The following is an 18,981-nucleotide window of genomic DNA, read 5'->3' as shown; positions in this document are numbered from 1 at the left end:
TCATCGTCAAGTCCGGCAACGCGCTGCTCACCATCATCAACGACATCCTCGACTTCTCCAAGATCGACGCCGGCCAGCTCGTGCTCGATCCAGGACCCTTCAACCTGGCGGAGGCGATCGAGGATGTGGCGACACTGGTGTCGACGCGGGCCAAGGAGAAGGACCTCGAGCTGATCGTGCGCGTGCAGCCGGGTCTCGACGGCCAGTTCGTCGGCGACGTCGGCCGCATCAGGCAGATCGTCACCAATTTGCTCGGCAATGCGGTGAAATTCACCGACGAGGGTCATGTGCTTGTCGATGTGACCGGCGAGCGCGTCCCGGCAGGCACGAAGCTCACCATCTCGGTCACCGACACGGGCATCGGCATTCCCGAGGACAAGCTGAAGCCCGTCTTCGAAAAGTTCAGCCAGGTCGACACGTCCTCGACGCGGCGTCATGAGGGCACCGGGCTCGGCCTTGCCATCACCTCTCGCCTGGTCGACCTGATGGGCGGCGACATCGGCGTCGACAGCGCCGAGGGCAAGGGCTCCACCTTCTGGTTTACCGTGACGCTGCCAAGGGCCGAGCAGGGCGGGCAGCGCATCATGCCGGTCGACGTCACCGGCGCCCGCGTGCTGATCGTCGACGACAACGCCGTCAACCGCTCGATCCTGCGTGAGCAGATGGCGTCGTGGATGTTCGATTCCTGCGCGGCCGAGAGCGGCGCCGAAGGGTTGAAGGTGATGTTTGCCGCCGCCGCCTATGGCGTGCCGGTAGACTGTGTCGTGCTGGACTATCAAATGCCGGGCATGACGGGCGCCGAGATGGCGCGCATTGTGCGCAACACGGCGGGCCTTGCGGACACGCCGATCATCATGCTGACGTCGGTCGACCAGTCGCTCGCCAATACCGGCTACCGCGATCTCGGCATAGATGCGCAACTGATCAAGCCGGCGCGTTCCTCGATTCTGCTCGAAACGCTGGTCGCCACCATTCAGCGGCATCGTCACAGCGCGGCAGCGGCTCGCGCGCCCCTGGTCCTTGGCGTCGGCGCCGGGCTTGCCGCTGCCCAGGCATCCCCGGCGCAGACGGCTTTCGCCGAGCGCGCCATGCTGCAGCCGCCACCGGTGCGCGCGCGTCCGCGCCCGGCTGGCGAGGAGCGCGGGCTCGACATCCTCGTGGCGGAGGACAATGAGGTGAACCAGATGGTGTTCACGCAGATCCTCGGCGAGACCGGCTATCGCTTCGAGATCGTGGCCAATGGAAAGAAGGCGCTCGACGCCTTCGGCAAGCTCAACCCGCGCATGATCCTGATGGACGTGTCGATGCCGGAGATGAACGGCCTGGAGGCGACCGGCGCCATTCGTCGGGTCGAGGACGAGACGGGGGGGCATGTGCCGATCGTCGGTGTCACCGCGCATGCGCTGAAGGGCGACCGGGAACGCTGCCTGGAGGCCGGCATGGATGATTATCTGCCGAAGCCGATCAGCCCCAGGGCATTGCTTGAGAAGCTCGAACGCTGGCTCGGCGCCGATGTGGAGATTAGGCGCAGCGCCGGCTAAGGGTCCCGGGACACGCACGCGCCGGCCTGTGTCCGGATTGCTAGTTAAAACAATAGTTTAGTTCAAAGGTCGGGATGGCCCTGAGAGCCGTTGCCGGGCGGCGCGGATTTTCGCGCCATGGCCATCATCGACTTGAGCGCATCGCGCCGGGATATGGTGCGATCGCACCATATCAAAGTGATCATTGAGCCGGAACAATAAGCAAATCGATTCCGCCTTCGGTTACGGGCGGGAGCGGCGGCCGCCAACAAGAAACAGCGTCGACTCTACCCCAACGGACCTGTTTTCGGCGATGAGCTGGGCCATGATCCGCTCTGGCATTCAGGCAACGCGCTCTCGTCCGGATTTTATTTCCCGGCGGCCAAAAGCTGGCCGCCGGGATAATTTTTACGCCAAAAGTCAGACAAGTCGCTGATTCACGCGACAAACTCGGGCTGGCCCGGACAGGCGGCCGCGCGACCCTCTGGACATCTCCGTTCAGGCGTTACCGGGCTGACATGAAACTGTCATGCGACTGTAATAATCGAAGGCTATTGCCCTCCCCGGGCGCCGGTAGAACGGGTGCCGAGAGACCATCTTCCGAACAGGAGCAGGCCACATGAGACACTTCATCCGCTCGGCGGTCGTTGCGATTGCAATGGCTGCGGCATCCACCGTCACCTTGAGCGCGGCCATGGCCGCTGACCTTTCCGGCGCCGGTTCGACCTTCATCTATCCGGTGTTCGCCAAGTGGGCCGACACCTACAAGAAGGATACCGGCATCGGCCTCAACTATCAGTCGATCGGCTCCGGCGGCGGCATCAAGCAGGTCATCGCCAAGACCGTTACCTTCGGCGCAACCGACAAGCCGATGTCCGACGCCGATCTCGAAAAGAACGGCCTCGTGCAGTTCCCGATGGTGATGGGCGGCATCGTGCCGATCGTCAACCTCCAGGGCGTGAAGCCTGGCGAACTCGTCCTCGATGGCAAGACGATTGCCCAGATCTATCTCGGCGCCATCACCACCTGGGACGACGCTGCAATCAAGGCGCTCAACCCGAGCCTGAAGCTTCCGTCGACCGCCATCGCCGTCGTGCATCGCTCGGACGGCTCGGGCACGACCTTCAACTTCACCGACTATCTCGTGAAGCTCTCGCCCGACTGGAAGTCCAAGGTCGGTTCCGACACCGCCGTGGAATGGCCGACCGGCGTCGGCGCCAAGGGCAGCGAAGGCGTCGCCAACACCGTCAAGCAGACCGACGGTGGCATCGGTTATGTCGAATACGCCTATGCCAAGCAGAACAAGCTCTCCTATTCCAAGATGCTGAATGCCGCCGGCAAGGTCGTCGAGCCGTCGCTGGACAGCTTCGCGGCTGCTGCTTCGAACGCCGACTTCAAAGGCTCGAAGAACTTCAACGTCATCATCACCGACGAGCCCGGCGACACCACCTGGCCGATCGCCGCTTCGACCTGGGTGCTGATCCACAAGAAGCCGGAAGACGCCAAGGCCACCGGCGAGGCGCTCAAGTTCTTCGCCTGGGCTTACAAGGACGGCAAAGAGACGGCCAAGGGCCTCGACTACGTCGCGATCCCGGACAGCGTCGTCGACCTGATCAAGGCTTCCTGGAAGGCCGACATCCAGGCTGACGGCAAGCCGGTCTACGCTGGCGAGTAAGACAAACGAAGGAGCGCCGCACCGCGGCGCTCCTTTCTCCTCGAGCCGAAGAGCAGGGACTTGACATGAGTGCTGTCCAGGAAGCCATGCCGGCCACCCGCGGCTCGCGCGATGCCACTGTCAGGCGGTTCGCTCTCACCGACGCGATCTTCCGCGCGCTGACGAAGGCCGCCGCGATACTGGTTCTGGTCCTGCTTGGCGGTGTCGCCATTTCGCTGATCGCCGGCTCCTGGCCGGCGCTGTCGACCTTCGGCTTCTCCTTCGTGACCTCGGAGGCCTGGAACCCGGTCACCGAGAAGTTCGGCGCTCTCGCGCCCATCTATGGCACCATAATCACCTCGGCGATCGCCATCGTCATCGCAGTGCCGATCGGTATTGGCATCGCAGTGTTCCTGACCGAGCTGTGCCCGCGCCCGCTCAGGCGTCCGATCGGCATGGCGGTGGAACTGCTGGCCGGCATCCCATCGATCATCTACGGCATCTGGGGCCTGTTCGTATTCGCGCCGTTCCTGCAGACGACCGTGCAGCCTTTCATCATCTGGCTTTTCAAGGGCATCCCCGGGCTCAACAGCCTGTTTGCCGGCCCGCCCTACGGCATCGGCTTGCTCACCTCCTCGCTGATCCTCGCCATCATGGTGCTGCCGTTCATCACCTCGATCACCAAGGACGTGTTCGATACCGTGCCCGCGGTGCTGAAGGAGTCGGCTTACGGCATCGGCTGCACGACCTGGGAGGTTACTCGGCGCGTCGTGATCCCCTATACCCGTGTCGGCATCATGGGCGGCGTCATGCTCGGCCTGGGCCGTGCGCTTGGCGAGACGATGGCCGTCACCTTCGTCATCGGCAACGCGCACCGCATCAGCGCCTCGCTGTTCGCGCCTGCCACGACGATCTCGGCGACCATCGCCAACGAATTCACTGAAGCGGTCGGCGACCTCTATACGTCCTCGCTGGTGTCGCTGGGCCTGATCCTGTTCATCATCACCTTCATCATCCTTGCCATCGCACGCTACATGCTGTTGCGTCTCGACAGCCGCACGGGAGCCTGATCCATGTCGGTAGCCACGTCTCTTCACCAGAGCCGCAAGCGCAAGAATGGCGTGATGATGGCGCTCTGCGTCATCGCCGCCGGCATCGGCCTCGCCTGGCTGGCGCTGATCCTCGGCGCGCTGATCTACAAGGGCTTGTCCGGCCTCTCGCTGGCTGTCTTCACCGAAATGACGCCGCCGCCAGGCGATGCCGGCGGTCTGCTCAACGCCATCTACGGCAGCATCGTGATGACGATCATCGGCATCGTCGTCGGCACGCCTATCGGTGTCCTTGCCGGCACTTACATGGCCGAATACGGACGCTTCTCGAAGCTCACGACGGTGGTGCGCTTCATCAACGACATCCTCCTGTCGGCGCCGTCGATCATCGTCGGCCTGTTCGTCTATGAGCTGATGGTGCGGCCGATGGGTCACTTTTCGGCGATCGCGGGCGCCGTTTCGCTGTCCATCCTGGTGATACCGGTCGTGGTGCGCACCACGGAGGACATGTTGAACCTGGTGCCGAATGCCTTGCGCGAAGCCGGCACCGCGATCGGCGCGCCGCGCTGGGTGGTCATTCGCTCGGTTGCCTATCGCGCCGCGCTCTCCGGCATCGTCACTGGCATCCTGCTGGCGGTTGCCCGCATCTCCGGCGAGACGGCGCCGCTGCTCTTCACCGCGCTCAACAACCAGTTCTGGTCGAGCGATCTCAACGCGCCGATGGCCAGCCTGCCCGTGACCATCTTCCAGTTCGCTCTCAGCCCCTACGAGGAATGGCAGCAACTGGCCTGGACGGGCGCACTCATAATCACCCTGACGGTTCTCGGGCTCAGCATCTTCGCCCGCAGCCTTACCGGACGCAGAGAGGACAGATGAAACCGATGTTGTCCACCGACCTGAATGCAGCCGACACAACCGTCGAGAAGGCCAAGATCGAGGTCAAGAACCTCAACTTCTACTATGGCCAGTCGAAGGCGCTGAAGGACATCAATCTGTCCCTGCCGGAACGCAGCGTGACCGCCTTCATCGGCCCGTCCGGCTGCGGTAAGTCGACCCTGCTGCGCGTGCTCAACCGCATCTACGAACTCTACCCGAAGCAGAGCGCCGAGGGTCAGGTGCTGCTCGACGGCAAGAACATCCTCGACCGCTCGCAGGACCTCAACCTGCTCCGGACCAAGATCGGCATGGTGTTCCAGAAGCCGACGCCGTTCCCGATGTCGATCTACGAGAACATCGCCTTCGGCGTCAGGCTGTACGAGAAGATCGGCAAGGCCGAGATGGACGGCCGCGTGGAGCAGGCGCTGAAGCGCGCGGCGCTGTGGAGCGAGGTCAAGGATAAGCTCAACGCCAGCGGCCTCAGTCTCTCCGGCGGCCAGCAGCAGCGGCTCTGCATCGCCCGCACCGTTGCGGTGAAGCCGGAAGTCATCCTGCTCGACGAGCCGGCTTCGGCGCTCGATCCGCTGTCCACCGCAAAGATCGAGGAGCTGATCGACGAGTTGCAGGCCGACTACACGATCGTCATCGTCACCCACAACATGCAGCAGGCGGCGCGCGTGTCGCGGCAGACGGCGTTCATGTATCTCGGCGAGCTGGTGGAGTTCGACCGGACCGAGAAGATCTTCACCTCGCCTCGCGAGAAGCGCACGCAGGACTACATCACCGGCCGCTTCGGCTGAGTTCATACGAGGACATAATCATGGCCGAACATACCGTCGCTTCCTTCGACGAGGATCTGAGGCAGATCAGCCGGCTCATCAACGACATGGGCGATCTCGCCAGCTCCATGGTCGGCGCTTCGACCAAGGCCCTGCTGGAATCTGACAATGCGATGGCGCAGCGCGTCGTCTCCGACGACGCCATCATGGACGCGCGCCAGCGTGAGCTCGACGATCGCGCCATCACGCTGATCGCCAAGCGCCAGCCAATGGCCGACGACCTGCGCCACGTGGTCGGTTCGATCCGCATGGCCGGCGATCTCGAGCGCATCGGCGATCTCGCCAAGAACATCGCCAAGCGTGTCGGCTCCGTCGGCGTCAGCGCCGCGCCGCGCGACCTTACCCATTCCATCGACGGCATGGCGCAGCTGGTGCTGATCCAGGTCCAGGGCGTGATCGAGGAATACACCGCGGGCGACGCCACCGCGCTTGCCAAGCTCAGGAACGACGACGAACGTATCGACGTCAAATACACGTCCGTGTTCCGCGAGCTCCTGACCTACATGATGGAAGATCCGCGCAACATCACGGCTTGCACGCATCTTCTGTTCTGCGCCAAGAATCTGGAGCGCATCGGCGATCACGTGACCAACATCGCCGAGAACGCCTACTACGTGCTGACCGGCACGCAATTGCCAGCGAATCGTCCGAAGCAGGACGAGACGGCAATGTCGGCTCCGGCGGCCTGACAAGGGTAACTGCCAAAATGATCGCGCCACGCATCATGGTGGTGGAGGACGAGGAGCCGCTGGGGGTGCTGCTCCGCTATAACCTGGAGTCCGAGGGCTATCAGGTCGAGGTGGTGACTCGCGGCGACGAAGCCGAGATTCGCCTGCAGGAGAACGTGCCCGATCTGCTCGTGCTCGACTGGATGGTGCCGGCCGTGTCCGGTATCGAGCTTTGTCGGCGCCTCAGGATGCGGCCCGAGACAGAGCGGCTGCCGATCATCATGCTCACCGCACGCGGTGAAGAAAGCGATCGCGTGCGCGGCCTGTCGACCGGCGCCGACGACTATCTGGTCAAGCCGTTCTCGACGCCGGAATTCATGGCCAGGGTCAAGGCGCTGCTGCGCCGCGCCAAGCCGGAGGTGCTGTCGAGCGTGCTCAAGGTCGGCGACATCGTGCTCGACCGTGAATCGCACCGCGTCTACCGCAAGAAAAGCGAGATCAGGCTGGGCCCGACCGAGTTCCGGCTGCTTGAGTTCATGATGCGCCATCCGGGCCGGGTGTTCTCGCGCAGCCAGTTGCTCGACAATGTCTGGGGCGAGACGATCTACATCGACGAGCGCACCGTGGACGTGCATGTCGGACGCCTGCGCAAGGCGGTCAACAATGGCCGCATGCCTGACGTGATCCGCACCATCCGCGGGGCGGGCTACGCGATAAGAGAGGATTAGCCTCAGGCCACGTTCTTGCCCGATGCGCCAGCCTTTGCTTGCGCGCCCGGCGCGAAGATCTCCTGGTCGACGAAGGTCAACGCCCGCATCGCGCAGCCTTCGCGGATCAGCGGCAACTCGTTCGGCTCGGTGTCGAAGGAGATCGATTTCGAATGCTGGCCGCCGGCGGTCTGGGCGATCGCCTCGCGCAGCGCTGGCTCGATCAGGTCGAAGGCCGCGGCGCTGACGCCGACCATCGCGACCGGCGCCGGGTCGATCAGGGCGAACAGACTGCCGAGGCCAAAACCAAGCGCTTCTCCGGCGCGCCTATAGGCTTCCCGCTCCGGCCCGTCCTGCGCGCGCGCCCGTGCCGCAAGGGCGCGCATGTCGGCGTCGCTGACATCGACCGGCTCGGCTTCCTCGCTCATCCTCATGGCGCTGCGCCAGATAGCATAGTTGCCGGCATAAGCTTCGACGCAGCCGCGCCGGCCGCACCGGCAGAGCGCGCCGCCGGGCCGGTGGATCATGTGGCCGAACTCGCCGCCGGAGGAATGCGTACCGGTGAACAGTTCGCCCTTCAGCACCAGCCCCATGCCGATGCCATGCGAAAGCAGAATGGCGATGAAATCGTCGCGGTAGCGGTCGGGATCGCGCCATTGCAGCGCCACCGCCATCATGTTGCAGTCGTTCTCCATGGTGGCCGGGATGCCGAACTCCGCTTCCAGTATGTCGGCGAAGGGAATGTCGGTAAGCGGCGTGATCGGCGACCACAGCATGGCGCGAGCGTGGGAGTCGGTGATGCCCTGGATGCCCATGGCGATGCGGGCGACGCTGCCGAGATCAAGGTCCGGGTCTTCCAGCCGGCGCCGGACTATCGCCTTGCATTCTCCGATCAGCCTTTCACGCGATACGGTCAGCGTGTCGAGGCGCAGCTGCTCTTCGGCAATGATCTGTCCGGCATAATCGATCACGGCGACTGAAAGGAAATTCAGCGACAGCACCACCGTCACCACCGCCGCGGCTTCGGGGTTGAGCGCTAGCCCGATCTGCGGCCGGCCGCGCTTCAGCGAGGCGGTCTCGCCTGTCCGCCTTTCCATCAGGATGCCTTCCTGGATCAGGTCGGCGGAGATCGCGGAAATGGTCGAATGGCTGAGGCCGGTGGTCGCGGCAATTTCAGTCCTCGACGGCTGGCCGGCCCTGCGTATGGCCGAAAGCACCATGGCGCGATTGCGCCGGCGCAGGTCATCGTGACGGATTCCGACCGACATGGGTTTGCGCATTTCCTCCCGGTCGTCGCGGCCTTGTGATCATGCCATGGGCCATCGGCGACGCGCTAGAGCGGTTCACCGTTCAAAAGGAACGCGGAATCGCTCTCATCTTTTTGTTCTGGCGCAATTCCTTACGGAATACCGTTTCACACTTTTCCTGGAATTGCCCTGGGATAGTGGCAGAAGCCGAAAGCGATGTCATTAATTATTGCGAGCCTCGAAAAAAAGTCCGACCTACCTCAAAAACCATCAGAATCGTGGTTGACAGCGTCGCGCGGTTGGCCCACTCTTTTTTCGAGGCTCGAAAAAAAGCCTCTGTGCCGGCCTTCGGGCCAGTTTGGTCGCGCCACACGCGGCGCAGGGAGGATATCATGAAGAGATTCGCAGCCGCCATCCTGGCGGGCGCCGCCATGTCGTTGATGCTGGCGTCGGCAGCAGACGCAAAGGGCAAGGTAATCGGCGTTTCGTGGTCGAACTTCCAGGAAGAGCGTTGGAAGACCGACGAGGCGGCAATGAAGAAGGCGATCGAAGCTGCCGGCGACAAGTATATCTCCGCCGACGCGCAATCCAATCCGGGCAAGCAGCTGACCGACGTCGAGAGCCTGATCTCACAGGGTGCCAACGCGCTGATCATCTTGGCGCAGGACGCTTCGGCGATCGGCCCGGCGGTGCAGAAGGCGCTGGACGAAGGCATTCCGGTGGTGGGATATGACCGCCTGATCGAGAACAAGGACGTGTTCTACCTGACCTTCGACAACAAGGAAGTCGGCCGCATGCAGGCCCGCGCGGTGTTCAAGGTCAAGCCGGAAGGCAACTACGTCTTCATCAAGGGCTCGGGCGCCGATCCGAACGCCGATTTCCTGTTCTCGGGCTCGATGGAAGTGCTGAAGCCCGCCATCGACGCCGGCAAGATCAAGAATGTCGGCGAGGCCTACACCGATGGCTGGCTGCCGGCCAATGCGCAGAAGAACATGGAACAGTTCCTGACCGCCAACGACAACAAGGTCGATGCGGTGGTGGCGGCCAATGACGGCACCGCCGGCGGTGTCGTGGCCGCGCTGACGGCGCAGGGTCTGGCTGGCACGGTGCCGGTATCGGGCCAGGACGGCGACCATGCCGCGCTGAACCGCATTGCGCTCGGCACCCAGACCGTGTCGGTCTGGAAGGACGCCCGTGAGCTCGGCAAGAACGCCGCCGAGATCGCCTCCCAGCTCGCCGACGGCAAGAAGATGGCCGACATCGCCGGCGCCAAGGACTTCACGACGCCCGGCGGCAACACCGTCAAGTCGCTGTTCCTGACCCCGATCGCGATCACGAAGGACAACCTCAACGTCGTTATCGACGCCGGCTGGATCAAGAAGGACGAAGTCTGCGCGGGCGTCACCGCCGGTAGCGTCGCCGTCTGCAAGTAAGCCGGCAGACGCCTGTTCGAATGCGAACGCCGCGGCCTCAAAGCCGCGGCGTTTGTCAAAGGGTTTTCCGCTTCAAATGAGCCAGGAAAGCAAATAGCATCGTGATCCGGCATCCGCGCCAGACGGGCAGGCCGGTGGGAGGATATCATGGCCGATACGACCTCTGACACGCCGGCCGCTCCGGCCGTGGATCGCGCGCGCGCTTCCGAGCTCGGCGCCGTCGGCCGTTTCCTGAAAGCGACCGAACTCGACACGCGCATGCTCGGCATGGTCGGCGCATTGCTCATCATCTGGATCGGGCTGCACGTCATTTCGAGCATGCGGCTCGGCGTCAATCCGCTCGACTTCGACAGCCGCACCTTCCTGACCCCGCGCAATCTCTGGAACCTGTCGGTGCAAACGTCCGCGGTGGCCATCATGGCTTCCGGCATGGTGCTGGTCATCGTCATGCGCAACATCGACCTCTCCGTCGGCTCGGCCGAAGGCGTGATCGGCATGGTGATGGGCTTTGCCCAGGTGCATTTCCTGGTGCGCTTCGTCGGGCTTGAACTCGGCAACCCGTGGATCTGGGTCCTGGCATTGCTGATCGGTCTCGCGCTCGGCCTGCTGATCGGGGCCTTCCAGGGTTTCATCATCGCCTATCTCGATGTGCCTGCCTTCATCGTCACGCTGGGCGGACTGCTGGTCTGGCGCGGCGCGGCCTGGTGGGTCACCAGCGGCCAGACGGTGGCGCCGATGGACGCCACTTTCCAGCTGATGGGCGGCGGCCCGGCAGGGTCGATCGGAGCCAAATGGAGTTGGATCGTCGGCATCGTCGCCTGCCTGGCGGTGGTATTCATGCATTTCAACGATCGCGTGCAGCGCAAGCGCTTCCGCTTCCCGCTGCGCCCGATCTGGGCTGAGACGCTGCTCGCCGCCGTCACCTGCGCGATCATCATGGGTGCGGTGTGGCTCGCCAATTCCTATCCGTGGCCGGTGGGCATCGTGAACCGCTACGCAGCCGCCAACAACATAACCATTCCCGAAGGCGGGCTGTTCATAGCGCATGGCATCGCCATTCCGGTGCTGATGGCGGTCGCGGTAGGCCTGATCATGACCTTCGTCACCAAGCGCACCCGCTTCGGCCGCTATGTCTTCGCCATCGGCGGCAATCCGGAGGCCGCGAACCTCGCCGGCATCAACACGCGCTGGATCACCATGAAGGTGTTCATGATCATGGGAGTGCTGGCGACGATCGCGGCGGCTATCTCGTCCGCCAGGCAGAATTCGTCGACCAATGTGCTCGGCACGCTGGACGAGCTGCTGGTCATCGCCGCGGCGGTGATCGGCGGCACATCGCTTGCCGGCGGCTCCGGAACCGTGCTCGGCGCCATGCTGGGCGCGCTTTTGATGCAGTCGCTGCAATCCGGCATGGTGCTGCTCGGCGTCGACTCGCCGCTGCAGAGCATCGTCGTCGGCGCAGTGCTGGTCATCGCGGTGTGGCTCGACACCATGTATCGCAAACGCGTTTGAGGGAGGAGACAATCATGGCCGACAAGACCGCTCCCGCTGGCACGCCTCTGGTCGATATGCGCAACATTTCGATCGCGTTCGGCGGCATCCGCGCCGTCGACGACGCTTCCATAGATCTGTTCCCGGGCGAGGTGGTGGCGCTGCTCGGCCACAACGGCGCTGGCAAGTCGACGCTGATCAAGATCCTGTCAGGCGCTTACAAGCGCGATGCGGGGCAGATCTTCATCAATGGCGAGGAGGCGTCGATCTCCAATCCGCGGGATGCCAAGAGATACGGCATCGAGACCATCTACCAGACGCTGGCGCTTGCCGACAATGTCGACGCCGCGGCGAACCTCTTTCTCGGCCGCGAGCTGATGACGGGCTGGGGTACGCTCGACGATGTCGCCATGGAGGCCGAGGCGCGCAAGGTGATGGGCCGTCTCAATCCCCGTTTCCAGCGTTTCAAGGAGCCGGTCATCAAGCTGTCGGGCGGACAAAGGCAGTCGGTGGCGATCGCACGCGCGATCCTGTTCAACGCCCGTATCCTGATTATGGACGAGCCGACGGCGGCGCTCGGGCCGCAGGAGACCGCCCAAGTCGGCGAGCTGGTGCGCCAGCTCAAGGCCGACGGCATCGGCATCTTCCTGATCAGCCACGACATCCACGACGTCTTCGAACTCGCCGACAGGGTCTGCGTGATGAAGAACGGGCAGGTGGTGGGCACGGCGCGCACGAGCGACGTTACCCAGGACGAGGTCCTCGGCATGATCATCCTCGGCAAATCCCCGCCTGGCGCCATTCCCGGTCCTGGCGCGCTCAAGATCGCTGCGTGAGGCAAAAAGATAGCCGGCAAATCAATTGCCGATCGATATGCCAGCCGTAACGATGGCTTGGCCTCGCCATTGTGTTGACTCGGAGAGTTGCTCATAAAGGTGGTCTACCCGTCCATAGGCCGCGCCTTGCGTTGAAAAAGCTCTTTCCGATCGTCGCCTTCATAGCCGTCGCGCTGATCAGCCTGACGATGGCGGGGTTCGCCTATTTCGCCACCCAGGAGGCGGCGCGCATCAAGTTCGAGGGCACGGCCGATGATGCGCTCAGCCGCATCGAGAGCCGCATCGACCTGCATTTGTCGCTGTTGCGCTCGACCCAGGCGCTATTCGATGCCCGCAACGGCGATATCACACGCGGCGAATTCAAGGCCTTCTTCACGGCGCTGGACATCGCCGACAACTTCGCCGGTCTGCGCGGCATCGGCTTCCTGAAGCTGGCAAAGGCCGGCGACGAGGCGGCGGTCGAGCGCGACATCCTGCATGACTACGGCTCGGCGCACCCCGTCTATCCCGCGACCACCCAGCAATGGCGAACGCCAATCGCACTGTTCGAGCCGCTCGATACGTCCAACCAGTCGATCATCGGCTTCGACATGTTCACCGACCCGGTGCGGCGGGAAGCGATCCAGAAGGCGATGGCGGACGACCGGCAGCATGCAAGCGGAATTGTCCAACTCGGCCAGGGTGCTGGCGTGACGCAGACCTTCACCGGATTCCTGGTTTTCGTTAGGCTCAACGTGGAGACGGCCCCAGAGGTCATCAATGCCAGCCGCTCCTCCACCGCCGGCTTCCTCTACGCCGCCTTTCGCGCCCGTGACCTGTTCGATATCGCGCTCAGCCAGGTCCCGCTCCTGCCGGTCAATGTCGAGGTCTTTGACGGCAAGCCGGATGCCGGGAACCTGCTGTTCCGCTCTGAGGCACCGTCGGCCGAGCCGATTGGTGAAAAGTTCGTGGCGCGCCGCAACATCGTCGTGGCCGGCAGGCCGTGGACTATTTTGTTCCATCCGACCAGCGCCTTCTCACCGCCGTCCTCGCGCGCCATCCCGGTCATGCTCGGGTTGTTCGGGCTGCTGCTTGCCGGCGCCATCGCCCTGGTGGCGCGCTACCAGGAGCGCGCCTATGACGCCAAGTCGCTCCTGCATGAGGCGACGGAGAAAAGCCTGCTCGAAAAGGACCTGATCCTGCAGGAGATGAAGCATCGCATCAAAAACTCCATCACCCGCGTGCTGGCGATAGCACGGCAGACGGCTTCTCAGGCCACCGACGTGAAGGAGTTCTCGGCATCGTTCTCGGCGCGCCTCCAGGCGATGGCGGCGTCGCAGGACATGCTGACGCGCTCGCGCTGGCAGAAGGCCGATCTCGGCGATCTCCTGCGCATCGAGCTTGGCCAGGTGTTCGGCAAGGAACTACCGGAAGGCATATTGTCGGGACAGGAGGTCCTGCTCGACGAAACGACGACGCAGGCGCTCGGCCTGACCTTCCATGAACTGGCCACGAATGCGCTGAAATACGGCGAAGCAGGCAGCTCGGTCGGCGCGTTGAAGGTCGACTGGGCGGTAGAAGGCCGCGGCCGCGAACGGACGCTGGTGTTCAATTGGCGGGAAGCAGGACACAAGAAACTGGAAACGCCGACGAAGACCGGCTTCGGCACCAAATTGATCGACCTCAACGTCACGCGGGAATTGCGCGGCACGATCAAGCGTGACTTCCAGGCCGATGGCCTCAAGGTGGAAATCCGTATTCCCCTGGCGCCGTGAGCGAATCACCATCGGGCACAAAAAAATCGGAGGCCGGGAGGTGGCCTCCGATCGGGTATCCGCCAAGTCGGCGAAATTAGTTGCAGCGGGCGGTATAAATCCGGCCGTAGCGATCACGATACTGGCAATAACCGTTCTCCAACCGGCGATAGAGCAGACCGGATCCCGCGCCAACAAGACCGCCGATGAGCGCACCCTTGCCACCGCCGACCAGCCCGCCGATCGCTGCGCCGCCCAGGGTGCCGACGCTCACGTCTTTCTCCGTGCTGGTGCAGCCGCTGACGGCGACCACAGCAACCATGGCAATGATCATATTCCGCATAGAATTGCTCCTCACTTTGTCCTCACTTTCGGCAATGCCGGTTCACGTTTAACACGAAAAAACGGGCTTCGTCTGCCCGATCTTATTGTTGTTTAAGAGAGACTTTTTCGGGGCGCACGCTGTTCGACGCGATAAGCATTCCTGAAACTTCAAGCGATGCGTCAAGCGTACCGTCCGGGCGGACATTCCAGGCAATTTGATCATAGTCGTCCTCGAGCGCCGGATCGACGGCAAGACACTTGCCGACGACGTGTGCCGCCTGGCCCTGAAGATCACCCAGGGCGAAAGGCCTTTCGGCGGTGCAGGCCTCGAACGTTTCGAAGACACTGACCGGCACCGACAGTTCGCGACAGTCGGTCATGTTGCTCGAGCAACCGATGACGAGAAGCAACGCAGCGATATGTTCCATGGCGACAGAACCTCTCGCCACAAGAACGGCGTCGGATGCCCGAAAGTTCCAGTCGCTCAACCTGGATTCGATGCTGCGGGGCACAATAGGCGCTCTCCAACCCAGCCGGTCAAAACGCGGCGTTTACGCCGGATTGATGCGATTGGATCTTTGTCGTCGCCCATGTCGCTGTGCGCGTTTGGGCGATATGCGACAGGGCTTGTCGGATCAGGCCAGTTGCCAGGCCGCTGCCAGCACCAGGGCGGCGAGCAACGCGACCGCGCCGAGACGAAATGACAGATGGGAGGAGCGGGAGGACGGCGGCGCCTCGGTGTCCTGGAAACCGCCCATCGAAACGCGGGCGGCCTGCTCCAACCTGTTCATGTCGGCAACCATCTTTCAGTCCTCCCAAATCGCGGAGCGCGGCTGGGTTTCCGGCGCATCGTTAGCCGGATACACATAGGATCGGACTTTATGGTGAACAGCCAGTTAAGAGCAGGAACGCCGGCAATCGAGCCGCCGGGTCAATCGCTCTCGAAATTACCGCGCGGGATAGTAAGGCGGTATTCGAGGCGGTCGGCGCCGATGTCGAGCGTGGCGGTGCCGTTCAGCGATGTCGGCACGACGCGTTCAAGCGCCACGCTGCCAAAGCGCTTTTCGTTGCGCTCGCCGGCCTCAATCGTCTCAGACCAGGTCAACGACAGGGCAGGTGCTTCAGATCCCTCCAGCCGGGCGCTCACCTTGACATAGCCGCCAGGCCGCGACAGTGCGCCATAGCTCACGGAATTGACGGCGAGCTCATGCATCGCCAGCCCGATATGGAGCGCCGCGTTGGGGCTGAGATAGGGGTTTTCGCCTTCGAACCGGAGGCTGCGCTTGGGGTCGGCGCTGTAGCGGCCGACCTGCCCGGATACGAGTTCGTGAAGTGCCGCTCCTCGCCAGTTGGAGGATGTCACCAGGTCCTGGGATGAGGCGAGGGACTGAAGACGACCGCGAAAGCGCGTCAGGAAATCGCCAAGCGTCTCGGAGTAGCGTCCGGTCTGGGTGGCGATGCTCTGGATTATGGCCAGAAGATTCTTCGAGCGGTGGCTCACCTCGCGCAACAAGGTCCGCAGCGTCTGCTCGCGACGTTTCTGCTCGGTCGTCTCCATCATGGTGGTGACGACGCCGAGCACTTCGCCCGTGTCCCCCCGATCAGCGTCGATCCAGACCTGGAACCAGCGAACGCCGTCATTGGCCGGGAGGCTCAACTCGAAGCGGTCGGCGTTGCCGGTTTCGGCTACCTTGCGTTTGGCGACGTTTACTCGTTGTACCTGGGCAGGGGGAAGCAGATCCTTTCCCTCCGCCGTGTCGGATGCCCACGGCGCCCGCATGTTGCGCGCCCAGACCGTCTTCATCTCCCGATCCTGGTAGAGGACCGAAATGCCGGCGTTGTGAAGCGCGTGGAGGAGGGCGCGACCTAGCTGCATCCCACTCTCCGCCGGATGCATGGCGATGACCTCGTCACCATGCCTGTTCCCGCCTTTGTCTGCTGTCGTGGAACGCATCAATCCACTCAATCAGGCTGAATGGCTCACCTCTGAACGGTATCCCTCAAAAGGTCCGCCGAGCGGTTTCCGTTGAGGACTCCGCCCGGCGGTGGCTGGAAACCGTTTGAGGGGTGCGGCTTCCAGTGTTCAGCCGCTGATCCCGTCATGCTCGCTTGAACAGGCCGGCGATGAGCGAAATGATGAGGAAGGCGAGAAAGATGAAGAACAGTATCTGTGCGATACCGGCCGACGTACCGGCGATGCCGCCGAAACCAAGCGCGCCGGCAATGATTGCAACAACAAGAAAAACTAGCGCCCAGTACAGCATGATACGTCTCCTTCTGATGCCGTGGAAAAAACGTGGCTCGGTGCCGTTTGTTCCACCATTCGCCGAAAAAGACGATCCCCGCTCGACGTTTCCGACCGGAAATCGCAAGGCAACCACCCGGCCGCCTTGCGAGTAAGGATACTGGCGAGAGGATGATCCCGGTCAGGCCGCTGCCCGTGCCTGCCTGTCGAAGAAAAGCGCCTGGCTGATCAAGGCCTTAACCATGTCGGGATTGAACGGCTTGGTGACCAGGAATGCCGGCTCGGGCCGTTCGCCCGTCAGCAGGCGCTCGGGGAAAGCGGTGATGAAGATCACCGGCACCGGCGTCGAAGACAGGATCTCGTTCACGGCCTCTATGCCGGAGCTGCCATCCGCGAGCTGGATGTCGGCCAGGACCATCTTGGGCCGCGTTTTGCCGAACATCGCCACCGCCTCGGCATGTGTGCGCGCCGTGCCGACGACACGATGTCCGAGGCTCTCCACCATCTCCTCGATGTCCATCGCGATAAGCGGTTCGTCCTCGATGATCAGAACATCGGTCGCGACCTGACGGGAAATCTCGCTGCTGGCCTGGGCGAGCAGATCGGAGAACTCGTCCTCGTCGGCGTCAAGGATTTCCGCCGCTTCGTCCTCGCTGAACCCTTCGACGGCCACCAGCAGGAAAGCCTGCCTCGGCCGGGGAGCGATGGCATTCAGGTTGGCGGCAGCGCGCTGCTCCCAGGCGGTTTGAGCGTGCTCCTGCGGGACGCGGATGGCGACCGAGGTGAAGAGCCTTGCGAAGACCTTATAGAGCGCAATACGGTCGCTCGATGCCTTTGGGAAGATATCGGTGTCGGCGATGATGGCTTCGAGCATCGCTGCGACCAGCGCGTCGCCGCTCTCCTGAGATCCCGACACGGCGCGCGAGAAGCGGCGCAGGAACGGCAGGTGCGGCGCGATGGTTGCTGACAGACTCATATTCGACGTCTCCCTCAGATGACGTTGTTGAATTTGCAGGCCAGACTGATTGCAAGCCCCGGCAAACCAAACGTTAGCTGTCAGAAAAAGTTCCGACGGCCGTGGAACTAAATTAGTGGGCCGGCGTTTCGGGGTTTCGGGATGGGCAACCAGACGAAGGGATCGCTTGCGTTTTGGTCTGTATTTCACGAGCGATGCCAAGTGCTGGAAACTAGGGCGAATATGAAAGAAATGTCAAAGAACACCGCGGCCGGCGCCGTCAACAGCCACCGGATTGTTGACGGCAATCCGCTCGGGCCGAACTCAGAAATCGCCCGTAAGCTCAAGCAGTATTATGACGAACTGGTATCGGACCATGTGCCGGACCGCTTCGCCCAGTTGCTCAGCCAACTGGAAAAGACCGAACCTGCCCAGAAAAAGGATTGAGGCATGGCAGCGGTCTCCCAGAGCTTCAAGACCGAGTTGCTCGGTGCGATACCGAGCCTGCGCGCCTTCGCGGTGTCGCTGACGCAGAATGCCGACAAGGCCGACGACCTCGTCCAGGAAACGTTGGTCAAGGCGTGGGACAAGCATGAGAGCTTCCAGCCCGGCACCAACCTCAAGGCTTGGTTGTTCACCATCCTGCGCAACGAATTCTATTCGCAGATGCGCAAACGCGGCCGCGAGGTGCAGGACAGCGACGGCATCATGACCGCCAGGCTCGCGGTTCATCCGGCACAGCATGGCCAGCTCGACCTGAAGGATTTTCGCGGCGCGCTGGAACAGCTGCCGGAGGATCAGCGCGAAGCGATCATCCTGATTGGCGCTTCCGGTTTTTCCTACGAGGAGGCGGCCGAGATTTGCGGCTGCGCGGTCGGCACGATCAAGAGCCGGGTCAGCAGGGCCCGCACCAGGCTGCAGGAGATCCTCAAAATCTCCGGCGAGGACGAATATGGTCCCGATGCGATCTCGGCACAGGTGACCGGCTCGAACGCGGCCTGACGGCCACAGCCGGGAGGGGCGCGCCGCAGAATCCCCTTAAGCCGCCTTCGCGCGATCGCAGGCGGCGGCCAGGGCTTCGATCAGGTCGTCTCCCGAGTAAGGTTTCGCAACCAATCGGATTTCCGGAAAAGAACCACTGATCTCATCCGCGTCGGAATAGCCGGAGGCAAATACGAACGGAATTCCGGCGCTTCGCAGTCGCGCCGCGAAATCAAGTGTCGAAACACCGCCAAGCATCAGATCGACGACGGCGGCGTCAAATCCGCCAAGTCCATCGGGCAGGTCGATTTCGGTCAGATCGCGGACAATGACGGCATCGGCGGCGCCGTTATCGCGGCACAACTGCTCCACGTCCATGGCGATCAGGAATTCGTCCTCCAGGATCAGGATACGCAATCCGTC

The 18,981-nt window shown here is 62.9% G+C and carries 21 protein-coding genes; 13 read left to right on the top strand and 8 right to left on the bottom strand.

The annotated features are described in order from the left end of the window. From Q0L57_RS10300 to phoB, 7 genes are all read left to right on the top strand, one after another. Positions 1-1,541, top strand: a 1,541-nt coding sequence (locus tag Q0L57_RS10300) for a response regulator (RefSeq protein ID WP_296742102.1), incomplete at its 5' end; no start/stop codon positions are given. A 598-nt stretch (positions 1,542-2,139) separates the two neighbouring features. After that, positions 2,140-3,195, top strand: coding sequence for a phosphate ABC transporter substrate-binding protein PstS (gene pstS, locus Q0L57_RS10295; protein WP_296742100.1), 1,056 nt, complete (start codon positions 2,140-2,142; stop codon positions 3,193-3,195). A gap of 65 nt (positions 3,196-3,260) precedes the next feature. Continuing rightward, on the top strand, positions 3,261-4,244 hold the full coding sequence (gene pstC / locus Q0L57_RS10290; protein WP_296742097.1) for a phosphate ABC transporter permease subunit PstC: 984 nt from the start codon (positions 3,261-3,263) through the stop codon (positions 4,242-4,244). A gap of 3 nt (positions 4,245-4,247) precedes the next feature. Further along, entirely contained in the window at positions 4,248-5,099 is an 852-nt protein-coding gene (pstA, locus tag Q0L57_RS10285; protein ID WP_296742094.1) for a phosphate ABC transporter permease PstA, read from the top strand. Then, positions 5,096-5,899, top strand: a complete 804-nt coding sequence (pstB, locus tag Q0L57_RS10280) for a phosphate ABC transporter ATP-binding protein PstB (RefSeq protein ID WP_296742091.1) — start codon at positions 5,096-5,098, stop codon at positions 5,897-5,899. Before pstA ends, pstB begins: the two co-directional genes overlap by 4 nt. A gap of 20 nt (positions 5,900-5,919) precedes the next feature. Next, positions 5,920-6,627, top strand: a complete 708-nt coding sequence (gene phoU / locus Q0L57_RS10275; RefSeq protein WP_296742088.1) for a phosphate signaling complex protein PhoU — start codon at positions 5,920-5,922, stop codon at positions 6,625-6,627. A 17-nt stretch (positions 6,628-6,644) separates the two neighbouring features. Then, on the top strand, positions 6,645-7,334 hold the full coding sequence (gene phoB, locus Q0L57_RS10270; protein WP_010911896.1) for a phosphate regulon transcriptional regulator PhoB: 690 nt from the start codon (positions 6,645-6,647) through the stop codon (positions 7,332-7,334). Between the two features lie 2 nt (positions 7,335-7,336). On the opposite strand, the gene Q0L57_RS10265 is transcribed toward phoB, so the two are convergent. After that, complete coding sequence (locus tag Q0L57_RS10265) at positions 7,337-8,581, bottom strand: ROK family transcriptional regulator (protein ID WP_296741946.1); 1,245 nt, start codon at positions 8,579-8,581, stop codon at positions 7,337-7,339. 371 nt (positions 8,582-8,952) lie between these two features. On the opposite strand from Q0L57_RS10265, the gene xylF reads away from it, so the two are divergent. The 4 genes from xylF to Q0L57_RS10245 all read left to right on the top strand — a co-directional run bounded on the left by xylF (position 8,953) and on the right by Q0L57_RS10245 (position 14,074). After that, positions 8,953-9,993 carry a D-xylose ABC transporter substrate-binding protein gene (gene xylF, locus Q0L57_RS10260; RefSeq protein WP_296741943.1) on the top strand — a complete coding sequence of 347 codons (1,041 nt, stop codon included), beginning with the start codon at positions 8,953-8,955 and terminating at the stop codon, positions 9,991-9,993. Between the two features lie 147 nt (positions 9,994-10,140). Next, complete coding sequence (locus tag Q0L57_RS10255; protein ID WP_296741940.1) at positions 10,141-11,505, top strand: sugar ABC transporter permease; 1,365 nt, start codon at positions 10,141-10,143, stop codon at positions 11,503-11,505. A 14-nt stretch (positions 11,506-11,519) separates the two neighbouring features. Beyond that, positions 11,520-12,320, top strand: coding sequence for an ATP-binding cassette domain-containing protein (locus Q0L57_RS10250; RefSeq protein ID WP_296741937.1), 801 nt, complete (start codon positions 11,520-11,522; stop codon positions 12,318-12,320). Positions 12,321-12,451: 131 nt separating this feature from the next. Continuing rightward, entirely contained in the window at positions 12,452-14,074 is a 1,623-nt protein-coding gene (locus Q0L57_RS10245) for a CHASE domain-containing protein (RefSeq protein WP_296741934.1), read from the top strand. A 76-nt stretch (positions 14,075-14,150) separates the two neighbouring features. Here the strand turns inward: Q0L57_RS10245 and Q0L57_RS10240 are convergent, their stop codons facing one another. The 6 genes from Q0L57_RS10240 to Q0L57_RS10215 form a co-directional block, all read right to left on the bottom strand. Then, entirely contained in the window at positions 14,151-14,396 is a 246-nt protein-coding gene (locus Q0L57_RS10240) for a YMGG-like glycine zipper-containing protein (RefSeq protein WP_296741931.1), read from the bottom strand. An 82-nt stretch (positions 14,397-14,478) separates the two neighbouring features. Then, positions 14,479-14,805 (bottom strand): hypothetical protein, encoded by a 327-nt coding sequence (locus Q0L57_RS10235; RefSeq protein ID WP_296742110.1) that lies wholly within the window; start codon positions 14,803-14,805, stop codon positions 14,479-14,481. Positions 14,806-15,012: 207 nt separating this feature from the next. Further along, positions 15,013-15,180 carry a hypothetical protein gene (locus tag Q0L57_RS10230; RefSeq protein ID WP_296741927.1) on the bottom strand — a complete coding sequence of 56 codons (168 nt, stop codon included), beginning with the start codon at positions 15,178-15,180 and terminating at the stop codon, positions 15,013-15,015. A 128-nt stretch (positions 15,181-15,308) separates the two neighbouring features. Then, on the bottom strand, positions 15,309-16,331 hold the full coding sequence (locus tag Q0L57_RS10225) for a sensor histidine kinase (protein ID WP_296741925.1): 1,023 nt from the start codon (positions 16,329-16,331) through the stop codon (positions 15,309-15,311). 145 nt (positions 16,332-16,476) lie between these two features. Continuing rightward, the gene (locus Q0L57_RS10220) at positions 16,477-16,641 is read right to left on the bottom strand and encodes a DUF1328 domain-containing protein (RefSeq protein WP_036240811.1); all 165 of its coding nucleotides are present in this window, start codon (positions 16,639-16,641) and stop codon (positions 16,477-16,479) included. 162 nt (positions 16,642-16,803) lie between these two features. Further along, complete coding sequence (locus Q0L57_RS10215; protein ID WP_296741913.1) at positions 16,804-17,598, bottom strand: response regulator; 795 nt, start codon at positions 17,596-17,598, stop codon at positions 16,804-16,806. Between the two features lie 222 nt (positions 17,599-17,820). Here Q0L57_RS10215 and Q0L57_RS10210 point away from each other — a divergent pair, with 222 nt between their 5' ends. Continuing rightward, a complete protein-coding gene (locus tag Q0L57_RS10210) occupies positions 17,821-18,024 on the top strand; it encodes a NepR family anti-sigma factor (RefSeq protein WP_296742107.1) in 204 nt (67 codons plus the stop codon). A 3-nt stretch (positions 18,025-18,027) separates the two neighbouring features. Then, entirely contained in the window at positions 18,028-18,579 is a 552-nt protein-coding gene (locus tag Q0L57_RS10205) for an RNA polymerase sigma factor (RefSeq protein WP_296741910.1), read from the top strand. Positions 18,580-18,615: 36 nt separating this feature from the next. On the opposite strand, the gene Q0L57_RS10200 is transcribed toward Q0L57_RS10205, so the two are convergent. Next, positions 18,616-18,936: a response regulator gene (locus Q0L57_RS10200; RefSeq protein WP_296741907.1), complete on the bottom strand. Its 321-nt coding sequence runs from the start codon at positions 18,934-18,936 to the stop codon at positions 18,616-18,618. Positions 18,937-18,981 lie beyond the last annotated feature (45 nt).

The organism is Mesorhizobium sp., from assembly GCF_024509055.1.
GTDB lineage: Bacteria > Pseudomonadota > Alphaproteobacteria > Rhizobiales > Rhizobiaceae > Mesorhizobium.
Note: the sequence above shows the minus strand (reverse complement) of the source record. Positions and strands in the feature narration are given on the sequence as shown.

Coding starts and splice junctions, on each gene's coding strand:
- pstS (WP_296742100.1), top strand. CDS start 2,140: ATGAGACACTTCATCCGCTCGGCGGTCGTTGCGATTGCAATGGCTGCG.
- pstC (WP_296742097.1), top strand. CDS start 3,261: ATGAGTGCTGTCCAGGAAGCCATGCCGGCCACCCGCGGCTCGCGCGAT.
- pstA (WP_296742094.1), top strand. CDS start 4,248: ATGTCGGTAGCCACGTCTCTTCACCAGAGCCGCAAGCGCAAGAATGGC.
- pstB (WP_296742091.1), top strand. CDS start 5,096: ATGAAACCGATGTTGTCCACCGACCTGAATGCAGCCGACACAACCGTC.
- phoU (WP_296742088.1), top strand. CDS start 5,920: ATGGCCGAACATACCGTCGCTTCCTTCGACGAGGATCTGAGGCAGATC.
- phoB (WP_010911896.1), top strand. CDS start 6,645: ATGATCGCGCCACGCATCATGGTGGTGGAGGACGAGGAGCCGCTGGGG.
- Q0L57_RS10265 (WP_296741946.1), bottom strand. CDS start 8,581: ATGTCGGTCGGAATCCGTCACGATGACCTGCGCCGGCGCAATCGCGCC.
- xylF (WP_296741943.1), top strand. CDS start 8,953: ATGAAGAGATTCGCAGCCGCCATCCTGGCGGGCGCCGCCATGTCGTTG.
- Q0L57_RS10255 (WP_296741940.1), top strand. CDS start 10,141: ATGGCCGATACGACCTCTGACACGCCGGCCGCTCCGGCCGTGGATCGC.
- Q0L57_RS10250 (WP_296741937.1), top strand. CDS start 11,520: ATGGCCGACAAGACCGCTCCCGCTGGCACGCCTCTGGTCGATATGCGC.
- Q0L57_RS10240 (WP_296741931.1), bottom strand. CDS start 14,396: ATGCGGAATATGATCATTGCCATGGTTGCTGTGGTCGCCGTCAGCGGC.
- Q0L57_RS10235 (WP_296742110.1), bottom strand. CDS start 14,805: ATGGAACATATCGCTGCGTTGCTTCTCGTCATCGGTTGCTCGAGCAAC.
- Q0L57_RS10230 (WP_296741927.1), bottom strand. CDS start 15,180: ATGGTTGCCGACATGAACAGGTTGGAGCAGGCCGCCCGCGTTTCGATG.
- Q0L57_RS10225 (WP_296741925.1), bottom strand. CDS start 16,331: ATGCGTTCCACGACAGCAGACAAAGGCGGGAACAGGCATGGTGACGAG.
- Q0L57_RS10220 (WP_036240811.1), bottom strand. CDS start 16,641: ATGCTGTACTGGGCGCTAGTTTTTCTTGTTGTTGCAATCATTGCCGGC.
- Q0L57_RS10215 (WP_296741913.1), bottom strand. CDS start 17,598: ATGAGTCTGTCAGCAACCATCGCGCCGCACCTGCCGTTCCTGCGCCGC.
- Q0L57_RS10210 (WP_296742107.1), top strand. CDS start 17,821: ATGAAAGAAATGTCAAAGAACACCGCGGCCGGCGCCGTCAACAGCCAC.
- Q0L57_RS10205 (WP_296741910.1), top strand. CDS start 18,028: ATGGCAGCGGTCTCCCAGAGCTTCAAGACCGAGTTGCTCGGTGCGATA.
- Q0L57_RS10200 (WP_296741907.1), bottom strand. CDS start 18,936: ATGGACGTGGAGCAGTTGTGCCGCGATAACGGCGCCGCCGATGCCGTC.